This window comes from Carboxylicivirga agarovorans, assembly GCF_050589845.1.
Classification (GTDB): domain Bacteria; phylum Bacteroidota; class Bacteroidia; order Bacteroidales; family Marinilabiliaceae; genus Carboxylicivirga; species Carboxylicivirga agarovorans.
In genome coordinates this window covers 23,547-38,759 of record NZ_JBNGPA010000031.1, presented here as the reverse complement: position 1 = coordinate 38,759, position 15,213 = coordinate 23,547, and the positions used below count along the sequence as shown (strand labels likewise).

Genomic DNA, 15,213 nt, shown 5'->3' with positions numbered 1-15,213 from the left:
GAACTATCGACTTTGATGGTCATTATAAACTACTTGTAAATAAGCTTTTGCTCTTAAACTGTCCTCTGCCGTTTGTTGTCCTGTAACATTAATAAAACGGTTGATCTTAGTATCATAAAACTGAAAACTACTACTGTCGGAAAACGAAATGCCTCCTGGCGCAATAATATTAAATGCAAACTTATTTACACCTTCATCCAATATGTTTTTACTAAACTTAAATTCATCTGCGTTAATATTTAACTGACTCAGTATGGTTCTGCTTAAATCTGTTTGTGAGCCGTAACTACTGATTACCGTATCCTTAACACTTAATGCACCTCCAGTCCAAAACATTGGAATACGCGCGTAATCAATATCATCAAGCGGCACAAGCTCAGGTCCCGGAACAGCATGGTCAGCTATAAAAACAAACAAGGTATTATCCCAAAGGTTTTGCTCTTTAGCTGCTGTAATAAATTCCCCAATACATTTATCGGTATAGGCAACCGAGTTATAATAGTTATTTTCATGTATACGCTCCATTGGCACATCGAAAGGCTCGTGGCTGCTCAAGGTAAAAAAGAATTTAAAGTAAGGTTCCTGCGAAGCTTTCATCTCCTGAACCAGGCGGCGGAAAGTATATTCATCGTGCACACCCCACTTCTCTCCTTGTTGGTCAGAGTCAAAGTCATCAATGGAAATGACCTTTTCAAAGCCGGCCTGCTTAACGAAGGAGTTCATATTTTTAAATTTGATATCTCCTCCATACATGTATGTCAGATCATGGTATCCGTTCTCTTTTAATTTTCGGGGCAGAAATGGCAATGAGTTGGTTTTTTCAGGAAAACGAATGATTGAGTAAGATGGCATCACCTGGTAGCCGGCCATCGTGGCTACCAAACCTTTGTCAGAACGATTGGCAGCAGCCCTTATGTTGCTAAACAAAATACTCTCTGACATTAATTGGTCTATATTAGGCGTAACCGCCTTGCCCCCCAGATCTTCGATAATATAGGCAGCAAAGCTTTCCAGAAGAATAACCACCACATTAGGACGCTCTGTGTTTAAAACTGATTGGTACTGACCCGAGTGCTTCGTTAACTGATCAAAGATTGCACTGGCTTTCTCGTCATCCATATACTTGTAACGCACCTTTGTTTTATCCATCTTTTTCATGTCGTAAGCTAAATTCCACAATGGATTGATGGCACAATGGTTAGCATAACGATGCGAAGAAAAGTAGGCGACACCCGTGTTAATAGGTGCTACTCCCACACTCCCCCTGACAGGCCCTATCATACTAGCGGTGACAAGTAATACAATACCGGCAGTCGCAAGTGTATATTTCCAATTCTGAGGCTCTTTGATAGTTAATTTCACCCTCGTGGTCAACTTGTAAAGCTTTATCATCAGAAATGACAACACCGCCAATACCACTATAAACAATATTAACTGGTACCAATGTAATGATGCCATAACAACATCGGGTGTTTGCAGGAAACCAATGGCTTCACTGTCCATGTGTTTGCCCCAGAAGGAGTAAAGAACAACATCTCCCAGTAAAAACCCTGATAACAGAACTATTAACACCTTAGTAATACCATTGAACCAACAGAATTGAATTCGACGCTTAATTAAAACAACAGGTAGCATACTAATACCACTTATCACCATTATATAACCAGTAAACGAACTATCTAACCGTATACCAATAATAAACGACCAAAGCAGCTGTCCGAGAGGGCTTCCATTTGAATATTGCCAATTAGCCAGCATAAACACCAGGCGGTGAACAGCAAAAAACAATAACCAAAATAAAAATGTACGAAGAAACTTATATAAAAATGGTTTAATCATTAACCTAATTATTTAATTACATGATCTGATTTGAGATGCAAAAATAATCAGTTGAAACTTAACCTCACGTATAATGTGAATGAAATGTAGAAATTGCCGCTTAGGGCTTATTTAGATATTTGTTTCAGAAGATGTATTTCAAGGCTGTCAACCATTTTATCAATGGAAAATTTATCCTTAACATGTTCAGCTCCTCGTTGTCCCTTTTCTGCCAACTCTGTATCAAGAATTAATTGTTCAATTGCCCTTTCCAAAGCCGATACACTTTGTGGTTCAACAATATATCCATGCTCCCCGTCCTTCATTAATTCTTCAACGCCATTAACACGGGTACTTACTGCGGGAATACCATGTGCCAATGCTTCCATTAATGAATTAGGCATCCCTTCATATAAGGATGGCAACACAAACAGATGAGCGGCATTCAGCAACTCAGAGATGTTTTTTTGAAAGCCCAAAAAGTGAACATTCCTATCAAGCCCAAGATCATGCACCTGACGTTTCAATGTCATTTCCAATTTCCCGGTTCCGGCTATAAAAAAGAAAACATCTGGATGCTGCTTGACGATTGAACTTGCAGCTTCTATTAAATATTCAAATCCTTTTTGCTTCGCCAATCGCCCCGTTGATACAATCACCAATGGATTTTCAATACCGGTTGGTATGTATCTGCTTAAATCCAGTTGCTTATCTGATATATTGCTATCATTGATGCCATTGTATATAACCTTAACAAAGTCATCGTCCCACCATCCGTAACTGTCGTACTCTTTCTTTATGGAATTGGTATTAGTGATAATACCATCACAATAGGGCAAGAAGCTCCATTTATATTTCCCTGACTTATTCAACAGTTGAACACCCTGGCGGCTTAAAACAATTGGGCCGCTTGTCATACGAGACATGAAACCAGCTACCCTTACATCTTTATTCTGACAACCTATGATCAATTCGATCCCGTGTTTCTTAACCAGCTTTTTTAATTGTAAATATCCTGAAATGCTAAAATCAGTATAGATATCTATTCTCACAACTGGTACATTGGCTTCTTTGGCTCGCTGCTCAAGAACCGAGTTTATGCGACAACCAATATGTACCTGATGCCCTTTCTTAATTAATTCAGAAGCCGCAAGCACCATCCACTTTTCGCCACCACCCCATTTCTGCCTGCCTATTGAATTAATTAATAATAAATTCATCTAAAACTGTTATGATTAAATACATCTAAAATTTACAATAATAAGGAGTCCTGTGCTTCTCCAAGTTTACATAAGAGGAAACGAAGATAGTCTTTTAATTGTAATTGATAAAAGATATCCGGCAGCTTGAGCAATTATTTTTACCTTTGTGCCGGTAAAGTTAATGACAGTTTAAAAGATGGTTAACTTTTCTATCAGAATACCACAAACGGATAACGGGAAGATAATGCTTACAGATACGCTTAAAAAATTTGGATATCCTAACTCTTTAATTAAAGAGTATAGCCATTGGCTGCTATTACTGCGTCCGGAGCAGGTTACATTGGGCTCTATGATATTAATATGCAAAGAAGATGTTAACCAGTTCCATGCCATCAGTCAGGATGCCATGCAGGAGATGTCACTTATAACTAAAGACATTGAACTGAGTATACAACCGGAACTTAAAGCAGAAAAAATAAACTACCTGATGTTAATGATGGTTGATCCGGAGGTTCATTTTCATGTCATTCCGCGATACAGTCAGTCTGCAGAATATGCAAACTTTACCTTTACTGATAATTCATGGCCGGGAGCTATCAACCTGGCATCTCACAACAATACAATTTCAGAAGAGCAAAAAGCTATTGTAAGAGATTATTTACGAGGTCTTCTGCAAGCGACACCAAGTGTTAAAAAATATAATAGGATGTATACCTCAGGCTGTTTTGATCTATTACACTATGGGCACCTGAACATTCTGAAGCGCTCAAAAGAGCTTTGTGATCACCTGATTGTTGGTGTATCGACCGATGAGCTTATCATGGCTTCTAAAGGGCGTAAACCTGTGATTCCCTTTGAAGAACGCTACCGCATCATCAGCTCTGTTAAATATGTGGATGAAGTGATTCCCCAGGTTAATAAAAACAAACAAAGTGTTGTAGATAAGTACAAAATAGATGCTATCTCTGTTGGCTCAGATTGGAAAGGAAAATATCCGCCTGTAACATGCGACATGGTATATTTTGATTATACCCCGAATGTTAGTTCTACCATTTTGAAGAAAGCACTTAACTTGCTTGAGAATTCAGATGATCAATAGAACATCTGAATTCCTTACTATCTATTTCCCAAAATTCTCCAGGTAATCCACAATTCTGACAGATGCTTTTCCATCTGTTGGCCCAACGTGGTCTTTGTTATATTGTTTCCTGTTATCCTTGTAATTAGACGGATTATTCATTTCTTCTTCTACTTTCTGCTTTACCTGCCTATAGTTAACGGCATGTGTTCCCAGGTCCTGATAAATGACAGACTCCGTTAGAAAGCGTTTCTTAAAACGGTACTTAAAGATGCCTTTGTAAGACCATTTTAAATCGTAAAAGTCACAAATAACAACCGGCTTATCCAAGGCTGCAAATTCAAATAACGTTGATGATGCTTCACTAATAAGAATATCTGCCGTTTTCAGGAAAGGGACCAACGAATATTCATCTGCGTCCGCCAGGTATACATTAGAGTATTTAGCCCATTCCTTAATCCTTTTCTGATCTTTAATATACCGGCTTTTTGTTAAAGCAAAAGTGAATGAATGGGGTTTAATCAGAATGTTATATTCTTTGAAATCATCTACCCAATCTTTTGGAAAGCAACCTATTGAAGTAGGGTTAAAGGTTGGAGCGTACAATATGGTAGGTTTTTGAGGATCGAGTCCCAGCCTTTTCAGATCCAATCCCGCTTCAGAACCATCAAATACCGGATCAAGTTTGCTGAAGCCAACCTGAACGAAGTTATCGTCAGGGTACATATCTTCAATGACCTTCAGGCGCATCTCTCCTTCAATAAACCGAACGGTCATAGGAGTATCAGACTTTCTATAGTAACTTCTTTTGGGACCAATACCATGCCCCATCTGGATAGATTTGGAATGCTTATGAATTAAGTCAAGTGAACCGAACTTGTTTCCGAAGAAAATCCACTCTGGCTTTTCTTTCAAATAAAGCTCTTTTGCGTGCTCTTCGCCCTGGACTTTAACATAGTCAACACCTATTTGACTCAAAACCTGATTAATTAACGATTCCTTATTGGTATTTTCATACACAACCAGTTTACATGTATGGCCTCGCTTCATTAATTCTCTCCATACCGGGAAGTATTGAGGAATGTAATAGATGTTTTGCACATCGAAAAAACACGTCATTTCACTCACTTTAAGAATTTATCACAAAGATATATTAATTAAAGAAATGTGGCCCAATTATATTATTCAGACTCAAAAGCTTTAATTATCAGTTTAAGTCCGGTAAATATCAAAAACAATCAAACATTTGTAGATTTCAAACTCCTATATACCAGCATTTCATAGCCAATCAGTTATTATCCCAATCTTTTTACACACAAGAATTTTAAGCACTGTTCTGCATTAAGAATGACCATTGACGTTGGTGACTTACATTCATAACCCGGAAATAAAGCCAGGTACATTGTAGAAAACGCCAACACTTTTGCATCTCAATTTAACAATAAGAAATAAGAGGAGACAATCTCTTTGTTAGCACTTCTGCGTAAATACATCTCATTACAAGTTCAACACAATGAATTGGCAGTACAGGGTTTAATTCTACCCGGTCAAACAAATTCGGCACCTGCCTTTGGTTACATTTAATGGGAATTAGCTACTTTTACGGCAGCTTGTATATAAAGGGATAAAATGGGCGTACGTAATAAAAAATGGTTTTCAAAATGGATGACCTTTCGGTATCGAAATTTTAAGCAGTATTATTATTTCAAAAGTGCTTTAAAACTTCTGATTCCTAGCTTCTTGTTTCAAACAAGGAGAAATCTGATACTGGCAACTTACAATAAAAAGACTAATTCAGAGAAGGCTTATATAGACAAACGGGTTAATTATTACAATAAGCTCAACACTCCTTTTGCCAGAAGCAATAAAAGCAGGCAGTTAGGAACTCTTAAACCAGGAAAAAAACAACGCACCTATTTTTTTGACACCCGTGAAATAACACGATACTTCCCTGACAATAAATACATCGATTACGAATTTGGAGATGTAACTGAAGTTCCTCAGCATCCGGCCATTGTTAAAAGTCGTCCCATTAATCATACCAATCAGAATTCTATACTTTTAAAGCTGAATAAGATACGTCATTTCACTTTTCCTAATGACATTACACCGTACGACAAAAAGAAAGATTTACTGGTTTGGCGGGGAGCCTTTAAAACTGTACACATTCAGCGTATTAAGTTTATCGAAAAATGGTTTGGACATCCCCAATGTAATGTGGCACATGTCAGTAACCTGGAACCATACCTGCATTGGCGTAAACCCAAGCTGAACATGTATGAAATGCTGCAATATAAATTTGTAATGGTTATTGAGGGTTACGATGTTGCTACCAGCTTAAAGTGGGTGATGGCTTCCAACTCAATTGCAATGATGCCAAAACCCAATTATGAGACATGGTTTATGGAAGATACATTAATTCCTGACTACCATTACATACAGGTTAAAGATGATTATTCCGATGTTGTTGAGAAAATGAACTATTACATCGCGAATCCAGATAAAGCGAAAGCAATAGTTAAAAACGCTCATGAGTACATTGACCAGTTTAGAAACAAAAAGCGTGAAAGACTTATTTCACTAATGGTGCTGGACAAGTATTTTAATCTGCAAAAGAATTAATTGTTTCAGTTTTTCATTCCCAATTCAACAGCGTTTTAACAGGAGCACTTTCCTGGTAAGGAGCTTTATCATTTAACGAGGTACCATTTAAAACCTGTTCGTACTTTTCGAGATAGCTTAACGCCATTGTTTTGGAATTATATTTTTCAAGAGCTAACTCATGACATGCTTTTACCGAAAACTGATCGGCATTATTAATGGCCTCCACCAACTCATCTTGCTTATTAGATAAAAATCCAACCTCATTGCTTACCAGATCGGGCAATGCGCCATAGGGTGTTCCAAAAACAGGACAACCATAATATAGACTTTCGGTTATGGCCAATCCAAATGGCTCGTGCCATCTTACTGGAAATATTAATCCTTTGGAGCCATTCAGGAGCTCATATTTCTCCTCACCTCCTACCATGCCATGAAAAGAAACACGTCTGCTTGTTGTAAAACGGAAACCCATCTTGAAATTTAAACGTGTACCGCCAAGAACCTTAAGTTGTTCACTCTTTGTGCTCTTAATGATATTGATAGCGCCTTTTACATTCTTAACTTTCCAGGCTGCCTTACCGAGAAAGTGAAAGTAAGATCTGCTCTTTGATAAATCGGGCTTCCTGTAATCATCCCAGTCCAATCCATTATTCACATAACTTTCAGAGGCATAGCGATGGGCATGGTTCTTTGAAACAAAAATCATATTTAGCGGAAGTTTCACATCCTTACTACCATTTCCATGCATGGTAATAACGTAAGGTTGTTTCAATTTCTCTACATCGGGAACCAGCATATTAAAATGTACAAGATCCACATCATCACCTATTTGATCAACAATGGGCCTAGTCGTATCAATTGTCTTCACATCAGCAAACGGACAGGATGAGCCCCTGTTTACAAGGTAGCTAACACTATGACCCATTTTCACAAGCTCGTTTCCTAAATACCAGATTACACGTGAAGTACCTCCATATAGAGGTGTTGGAATAATTCCGTTATATACAATTAATACTTTCATATCATCGGGCTATCAATGTTTCAGACAGCCAAATTAAGACTTTTAATTAGTTTCTATAGCTACCCCAAACAGATATATCAGAAAAAATCAATGAGGTATTAAGTGGCGGCCACAATAAAAAATAACTAAGAATCCAGGTGTACAAATTAACCACAGAGAAAACAGAGTTCACAGAGGGGCGTGATCTGAAGGTAACTGAATCTCTGTTAACCCTATGGTTATATGGATTTATATTAAAAAACTACAATCAATACTAAATCACCTATAGTTTTTGGATACCATTCTTTGTGACAATCAACTTATTTCTTTTTGTTGTACGCCATATCGTCTGATTCGCGATAAGGTGTTCTTTATTTTTGTAGGCACGGGCATGATCAAGATGAATACATATGGCCGAATAACGTATCTGTTTTGATCTCAACCCCTTATTATCAAGACGCGAACCAAATTCCCGATCTTCTGCGCCATAATGCATATCTTCATTAAAACCATTTAACTCAAAAAAGTACTCACGCCATGTTGAAGCATTACATCCATTCCATGTAGCATTTGCAGGTGTTATTAAATTCATCATCTGAGTAAACCATTTAAAGCCTGATAACTTCGATAGTTTAAAACTTCTTTTCACCCCTGCTTTTTGCAGCCAACGAATGCTAAAAGCCCTGCCTGAAGCAATATCTTCAAAACCAATTAAACGACTAACCGACAATGGTAAGCGGACATATCCTCCTGACAAATAATAGCCATCTTCTGCATTACTTAAATGTGTTTCAATAAAATCTCGCCTTGGAATACAATCACCATCCGTAAAGATGATGTATTCGCCTGTTGAGATCTTTAAAGCTTCATTTAATATTTTTGTTTTCCTGAATCCTTTATCCTCGTGCCACACATAAAGTATGTTTAAATCTAAGTTTGTTCGGCATTTTTCAACCACTGATTTCGTTTCAGCACCTGAACCATCGTCGGCAATCACAATTTCGAAACCAGATACCGATTGGCATGAAAAACCAATCAACACTTTCTCTAACCACTTTGGATGATTGTATGAACTAATTATAACAGAAACACTCGTGTCAATCATTTACTCTTTAATTCTTTAAGCCATTATTAATATTTAGTTAAGGGTCTTTTTAAAACAGTGATTTTGAGGAACAGCCTTGAAATAATTGTAAAGCGACCGGTTAAAAAAGATGTCTATTGCACTGTCATGAAAAAAACTTTTGTGAAGAATGCCACCATCACGCATAGCAAAAAAGAGCAGGAACATCGATTTAGACAAAAATTTCTGTATAAAAGTAAACTTGGATTTATGATGTCCTGCCCGGTATTTCAAACACTTATGTGCACCATTTAAGTCACCTGTGATTTTCCAATGCTTCCTGAATTGTTCTTGTGACTTATTGAAATAAAAGGAACAGGGCTATCACGTAATTCCAAATTCTATAAAGCACTAATTACTAAATTACTATGAAGCAGCCCTGCCCCTATAATAAACCGAACATTAAGATTAATAAAATGTCACATTGTTATTTCAAAAAGGAAATCCATAAAAAAAGTGTCAACCCTTCAGAAACACACGCCATATATATGTTTATCAGTTGGTTTGCCAATCATCTAAAAGTTTGCCCTGATGATTATTTTAAATCTTAGACTCATAATGATCAAAAGAAGCAAACACAATAAATGCATTCCTTACCTGGTTAACAGAAATAGAGCAGGAACATCAGATATCAAACAAATTGTAGTATTAAAAATTAACCTTTATCTATGGTGATGACCTGCTCCATTTATACATTTAGCAGCAAACAAAATAATTCTTTGACTTTTCAAAGAAATTAGTGGTAGTAAGACCGCCAGTCAATTATTTCTGATGATGAGTTATAAAAAAGAGCAGAACATCATTTTTTTAAAAGAATGTAATTAAAAGTACGCACGGAAATATGACATCCTGCTCCTTAAATTAACCGCATCAAATTCTAAACTTCAATGATCTCATCGTCCGCCATATACTAATTAAGTTCAACCCTTTACCAAGGACGATAAAAAGAGCAGGGACATCATTTTTTTAATAATAGTCCCGATTATTAAAAAACCTTTAGTCCATTGATGTCCCGCTCAGGATTTACAGCAACAAAATTTAAACACTCTAAAAATTTATAATCATTGTAAATCTATAAGCTAAAAAATGTCACATAATTAAATTTTTAAAAAGAGCAGGATCATCGGGTTTATTCAAATTGTCCTATTTATCAAAAAAACCTTTAGTCTATTGATGTCCCGCTCTCGATTTACACAAATATTAATAAACTCTAATTAATAGATAATCACGAATTTAATGCAATCAAAAACCATCCTGACTGAATTTTAAAAAGAGCAGGAACATCAGGGTTAATGAAATATTCCTAATTATTAAAAACCTTTAGCCATATTGATGTCCTGCTCTCGATTTACACCAAAAAACATTAATTTCTTTTAGATTTTAACGATCGTAAATCTCTTCTTAAAACCAGTATTCTGATAAGGTTGCTAAAAGGAACAGAAACCATTAGGTGAGAAATAACTGTTAAACTTGTAATATTACCCTCAATCATGTCAACCTGCCCTCTTAAACAACCTTAAGCACTTTCGTTTGAAAACTAGCCTTTGACGTTTCAAAGATCTTGGACATGACAAAGTTGAGAATCAAAAAAGGAACTTATGGTGGGAAAACTACTACTTTACATCTACGCATTTTGCGCATTTTTTATTAAACATAACTCATCAGAATTGAACCACGAGATTATTTTTTAATGCCAAAACAGCCCAGAAATATTAGAAATACAAATATGAAACAGGAAAATTAAAAACCACACAATTCACTAATATTCTGTAGCTTAACACCAGGAGTAGGTGTTGTAAAAATGCCTTTTAGGACTCCAGACCCGACCTGGAATATGCCATTTTTTTGAGGCTGCAAAGGTGAGAAATAAAAATGAATATTATGGTGGGAATACAACTACTTTTTATCTACGCATTTTGCGTAATTTTCAGCATATATAATGCATGAAAAAGATGAACTCCATTCTTTTCAAATCAATAATCTAAGTATAGCAGGGTTCAATGAAACTATATGAACATTGATACATGTGGAATAGTTTCCGTAAAAACATTTCATAAGACACACTTATTGTCATCTTAATCCTTTAAAGTGCTTTAGCCGGAATTCGAAGCGTCTTCATTTTCAACCATTCATACAGGTCAATATTCATCAAAATAAGTAAAAAACCATATACACTATCTTCAATTGGTATAGTCCCCATACGAATGCCCAGGTTTTCGGCATTATTATACCAGACGATTGGTTCCTCAAGCGATGTCCCGGTCAGTATTCCATTACTTATAAAAAAGAAAGGCATTATAATAATATAGGACAGATAGACATATGACAAGTCACGTTTCAGATAAAAGCTTACCAACAAATATAAACCTGTTATCAAAGCTGTTGTACTGGTGTACCACTTACCCCAAAAGCCAACTCCAACTATTAAAAAGAGTAGTGCCAAGCCAATTGTTACCGACCCCTGAAAACGAGTAAAAGGATTCATCCTGATCAAATATTTCATTGAAAAATAGGTAAATACACAGGCATATGGTATAGCGATAAAGAAGAGTATTTCTTCCAAAGGCAGGTTAAGAAGGTATATTTTTGTCAGATACCTTGGATTAAACCCCCAGATACCCATATGTGTAAAGTAATAATCCCATACAAGAAAAAGGAAAGCAACTGTCAAGTTAGCAGGAATAAAGAAAAGCCACTCCTTATAAAATGCATGTTTAGGATAAAAGCTTGCTACAAACGGAACAATTATACATGCCACATTAATTAATAGATAAGTATATATTTCAGTCCCCATAGATTATGGTATTATTATAAATGAACATTTTTATCAAGCACTGAGATCTGTAACATTCCTATTTTAATTTGATTCTTTTTATTAAAGTTACAAGCAAACATCAACTTCCTTGTGTCCTGATCTTACATCTAATCAATTTCAACAATTCTGATCATTGCACATTAACATATAAATCCCGGGAAGCTAAGCGACTGATAACTGTTGCTACATAAAACAGCAACATCAAATACATAGTGTATTGACCTATGCCAAAAACCGTTAAAATTTGGTGCAGTATAGCCTCAACCTATGCATTTCAATTACATATCTTATTCGACCAGCAGCGAATTTTCTTTTGCCTCTTTAATGAATTTACGAGGGACTAACAACATACCGTAACATTCACCACCTGTGTGATGGCTCCCATGCGCACGCCTTAATCCCTTAAAATATGGGTGTTGAACATTTGAAAGCCATGTGAAACGTTGATGAATAAACACGTCGTGAACTAAAAAGTAGGCAATACCATAAAACAAAATCCCTAAACCAACAAAGAACAAGATGTTAAGCGAAGGATTAACACCAAAGAAAAAAAGCAGAATACTGGGTGTTGCAAAAATAAAGAAGAAACTGTCATTCTTTTGAAATACCTGACCTTTAGCCGGGTGGTGATGATCTTCATGAAGCACCCATAAGAAGCCGTGCATAATGTACTTATGCGTAAACCAGGTAACACCTTCCATCAGTGCGAAGGTTACAAGTGTGATAAGTATGTAAAGGGCAATCATAACTGTTGTTTTTTAACAAGTTGATTTATTGTTTCCTTAATTGTGTTCTTGTATTCAGGTGGAAGTAAACTGGAATCAATATTGTCCAATATATACGAGATATCTGAATCAAATTGCTCATTATAATTCAAAAAATCAGGAACCTCACTTTGCACAAGCGCCCTGACATATCGCGCTTCAATATCAAACGGGTTTTTATCAATGTATAATTCCAGTTGTTTTTTTCCCTCATTAAAATATTTCAGTTTTTTAATAGGATTGGCTGTATACCTGGCCATTTGCATATTGGCTGCCTCTATATAAGGAGTTGCTTTAGAGTCATTAACTTCTGTGGTCAACTTAATAAAGGCCATTAATCGCTCCTCATTGTTAATGGTATGAAACTGCTCACGCACTTCTGCTATCTGCTGTGCTAACAAGGCAACAGATGACACATAAAATCCTATGGCAATTATCCATCGCATCAGATGGCATTTAACTTAAATCGCAAGTATGATTCTACCAGAATCTCTAATTTAAGAAAGTTGTTTATACGTATACGCTCGTTTCTGATTCGCTTACTATCAGCAGATTTAAGTTCCTGCAGTAAACGCCTGTAATAGCGATAAGCCAGGTAAACTCCCAGGCGTCCCTCTAAAGGCAATCGCACCACACCTTTGTAAGCTTCATTAAAATCATCTTCGATATCACGAATGATTTCCTGCTTGGTGGTATTGTCAAGGTAAGAGTTTTTTAAGTTAGGAAAATAAGAACGTCCCAATCCTTCCATATCGTCTTTATAATCGCGAAGGAAATTTACTTTCTGAAAAGCTGATCCAAGACGCATGGCCGAAGGCTTAAGCTCTTCATACCTTTTTTCATCACCTTTGACAAATACCTTTAAACACATCAGACCAACCACATCGGCCGAACCGTAAATATAATCTGCATATTCTTTCGTTGTATTGTATTCAGTCTTTTGCAAATCCATTTTCATACTATCCATAAAGGAGTGCACCAAATCATATAAGCGGTACTGATGCACAACTTCCTGAAAGGCATTTAAAATAGGATTCATGCTTATTCGCCTCTTTAAAGCTTTTTCATAGTTTTCTTCAAACTCCAGTAACAGTTCTTCCTGGTTGTAGCCATCAAAGGTGTCCACTATCTCATCGGCATAACGGACAAAACCATATATAGCATAAATAGCAGGCCGGACAGATGGTGCCAGTAATGTAATAGCTTTTGAAAAGGATGTACTGTATGCACGCGTTACCAAGCGGCTACAGTTGTAACTTGATGTATCGAATAATTGCTTCATTGGGCATAGTATTTTATGATTAAATCACTCACAATCTTGCCCGAAATCAATGATGGTGGTACTCCGGGCCCTGGCACAGTCAGCTGTCCGGTAAAAAATAAATTTTTCACCTTCCTGCTTCTCAACTTGGGTCTCAATACATGCGTCTGCAGTAAAGTATTCGCTAATCCGTAGGCATTTCCTTTGTACGAATTATAGGTCGATACAAAATCATTTACACTAAACGATTCTGAAAATAAAACATGAGAACGGATATTTTGTTTGGTCGTAGACTCTAAACGACTGATAATTATATCAAAATAACGTTGCCTGATTGCTTCATTATCTTCTAAACCCGGGGCTAAAGGAATTAAAAAAATACCTGCCTCTTTACCCTCAGGAGCAACTGTTTCATCAGAAACAGATGGAAAACTGGCATAAAACAACGGATCATCAGGATACTGGGGTTTATCATAAATAGCGGATGCATGTTGATCAAAGTCAACATCAAAAAACAAACTGTGATGTGCTAAATGATCAAGCTTTTTATCAAAACCGACATAAAAGAGTAAAGCCGATGGCGCGAAAGTCTTTTTATCCCAATACTTTTCTGAATATTGCCGATACGACTTTGGTAACAACTGCTCAGTATGATGATAGTCGGCACCACTTAAAACGATGTCACACATAAATTCCTGACCACCGGAATACACCTTTTTAATTTGCGACTGTTCAATTAAAACATCATCAACCGGTGCATTGACCATTATTTTAACCCCCAGCTGTTCTGCTAAGCGTCGTATACCATCAGCCACTTCAAACATCCCCCCCTTAGGATGCCATGTACCCAGCATAAAGTCGGCGTAGTTCATAAAATTGTAAAACGATGGTGTAGTTGATGGTTTAGCACCCAGAAATAAAACCGGAAACTCCAGTATTTTCCTTAATTTAGGATTACTTACGTAAGCGGCTACATCTTTACTAATAGACTTCGTAAATGCTCCAAGGCGGCCTATTGTTTTTGAATTCACGATCTCAAACAAATGTTCACCAGGTTTATACACCAGGTCTTTAACAGCTATATCATAATTGGATTCAGCCTTACTTAGAAAATCTGTCAAACGTTTTCCACTTCCACTTTCGTTCTTTTCAAAGGTGGCTTTAATCTCACCTATATCAGCACTTAGCGTGACAAAATCTTCTTGTCCAAAACAAACTGAATAGGACGGATCCAAACGCAGCAACTCGTAATAATCAGACACCTGTTGGTTAAAATCAAGGAAAAAGCGTTCGAAAACATCGGGCATCCAATAAAAGGTGGGTCCCATGTCAAAAATAAAGCCATCCCTTTTAAGTTGTCTGGCCCTTCCTCCAACAGCGTCGTTCTTTTCAAGCACGGTTACATCGTATCCTGCTTTTGCCAGGTAACAGCTCGCAGACAGTGAGGAAAAACCTGCGCCCAGAATGATTATCTTCTTTTTCTGCTTCAATGGTGTAATTTTTGTTTATTAATTTTTAGTAATCTTTAAACATAGGATACTAATAAAT

The 15,213-nt window shown here is 36.7% G+C and carries 12 protein-coding genes; 2 read left to right on the top strand and 10 right to left on the bottom strand.

Features of this window, described 5'->3' with window-relative positions; translation table 11 throughout:
- Nucleotides 1–3: 3 nt before the first annotated feature.
- Both ACRD69_RS20525 and ACRD69_RS20520 read right to left on the bottom strand, forming a co-directional pair.
- Complete coding sequence (locus ACRD69_RS20525) at nt 4–1,839, bottom strand: LTA synthase family protein (protein ID WP_430817017.1); 1,836 nt, start codon at nt 1,837–1,839, stop codon at nt 4–6.
- Nucleotides 1,840–1,946: 107 nt separating this feature from the next.
- Complete coding sequence (locus ACRD69_RS20520) at nt 1,947–3,038, bottom strand: glycosyltransferase family 4 protein (RefSeq protein WP_430817016.1); 1,092 nt, start codon at nt 3,036–3,038, stop codon at nt 1,947–1,949.
- 178 nt (nt 3,039–3,216) lie between these two features.
- Here ACRD69_RS20520 and ACRD69_RS20515 point away from each other — a divergent pair, with 178 nt between their 5' ends.
- Nucleotides 3,217–4,119: an adenylyltransferase/cytidyltransferase family protein gene (locus ACRD69_RS20515; RefSeq protein ID WP_430817015.1), complete on the top strand. Its 903-nt coding sequence runs from the start codon at nt 3,217–3,219 to the stop codon at nt 4,117–4,119.
- 21 nt (nt 4,120–4,140) lie between these two features.
- Here the strand turns inward: ACRD69_RS20515 and ACRD69_RS20510 are convergent, their stop codons facing one another.
- Nucleotides 4,141–5,217 (bottom strand): CDP-glycerol glycerophosphotransferase family protein, encoded by a 1,077-nt coding sequence (locus ACRD69_RS20510; RefSeq protein ID WP_430817014.1) that lies wholly within the window; start codon nt 5,215–5,217, stop codon nt 4,141–4,143.
- A gap of 510 nt (nt 5,218–5,727) precedes the next feature.
- Between ACRD69_RS20510 and ACRD69_RS20505 the strand changes: the two genes are divergently transcribed.
- Nucleotides 5,728–6,720, top strand: a complete 993-nt coding sequence (locus ACRD69_RS20505; protein ID WP_430817013.1) for a glycosyl transferase family 90 — start codon at nt 5,728–5,730, stop codon at nt 6,718–6,720.
- Nucleotides 6,721–6,733: 13 nt separating this feature from the next.
- Here the strand turns inward: ACRD69_RS20505 and ACRD69_RS20500 are convergent, their stop codons facing one another.
- The 7 genes from ACRD69_RS20500 to ACRD69_RS20470 all read right to left on the bottom strand — a co-directional run bounded on the left by ACRD69_RS20500 (nt 6,734) and on the right by ACRD69_RS20470 (nt 15,155).
- A complete protein-coding gene (locus ACRD69_RS20500) occupies nt 6,734–7,723 on the bottom strand; it encodes a glycosyltransferase (RefSeq protein ID WP_430817012.1) in 990 nt (329 codons plus the stop codon).
- A 262-nt stretch (nt 7,724–7,985) separates the two neighbouring features.
- Nucleotides 7,986–8,807: a glycosyltransferase family 2 protein gene (locus ACRD69_RS20495; RefSeq protein WP_430817011.1), complete on the bottom strand. Its 822-nt coding sequence runs from the start codon at nt 8,805–8,807 to the stop codon at nt 7,986–7,988.
- Between the two features lie 2,101 nt (nt 8,808–10,908).
- Nucleotides 10,909–11,619: a lycopene cyclase domain-containing protein gene (locus ACRD69_RS20490; protein WP_430817010.1), complete on the bottom strand. Its 711-nt coding sequence runs from the start codon at nt 11,617–11,619 to the stop codon at nt 10,909–10,911.
- Between the two features lie 308 nt (nt 11,620–11,927).
- The gene (locus ACRD69_RS20485) at nt 11,928–12,386 is read right to left on the bottom strand and encodes a sterol desaturase family protein (protein WP_430817009.1); all 459 of its coding nucleotides are present in this window, start codon (nt 12,384–12,386) and stop codon (nt 11,928–11,930) included.
- A complete protein-coding gene (locus tag ACRD69_RS20480; protein ID WP_430817008.1) occupies nt 12,383–12,850 on the bottom strand; it encodes a hypothetical protein in 468 nt (155 codons plus the stop codon). The genes ACRD69_RS20485 and ACRD69_RS20480 overlap by 4 nt, the downstream gene beginning before the upstream one ends.
- Nucleotides 12,850–13,686 (bottom strand): phytoene/squalene synthase family protein, encoded by an 837-nt coding sequence (locus ACRD69_RS20475; RefSeq protein ID WP_430817007.1) that lies wholly within the window; start codon nt 13,684–13,686, stop codon nt 12,850–12,852. The genes ACRD69_RS20480 and ACRD69_RS20475 overlap by 1 nt, the downstream gene beginning before the upstream one ends.
- Entirely contained in the window at nt 13,683–15,155 is a 1,473-nt protein-coding gene (locus ACRD69_RS20470) for a phytoene desaturase family protein (RefSeq protein ID WP_430817006.1), read from the bottom strand. The genes ACRD69_RS20475 and ACRD69_RS20470 overlap by 4 nt, the downstream gene beginning before the upstream one ends.
- Between the last annotated feature and the right edge of the window lie 58 nt (nt 15,156–15,213).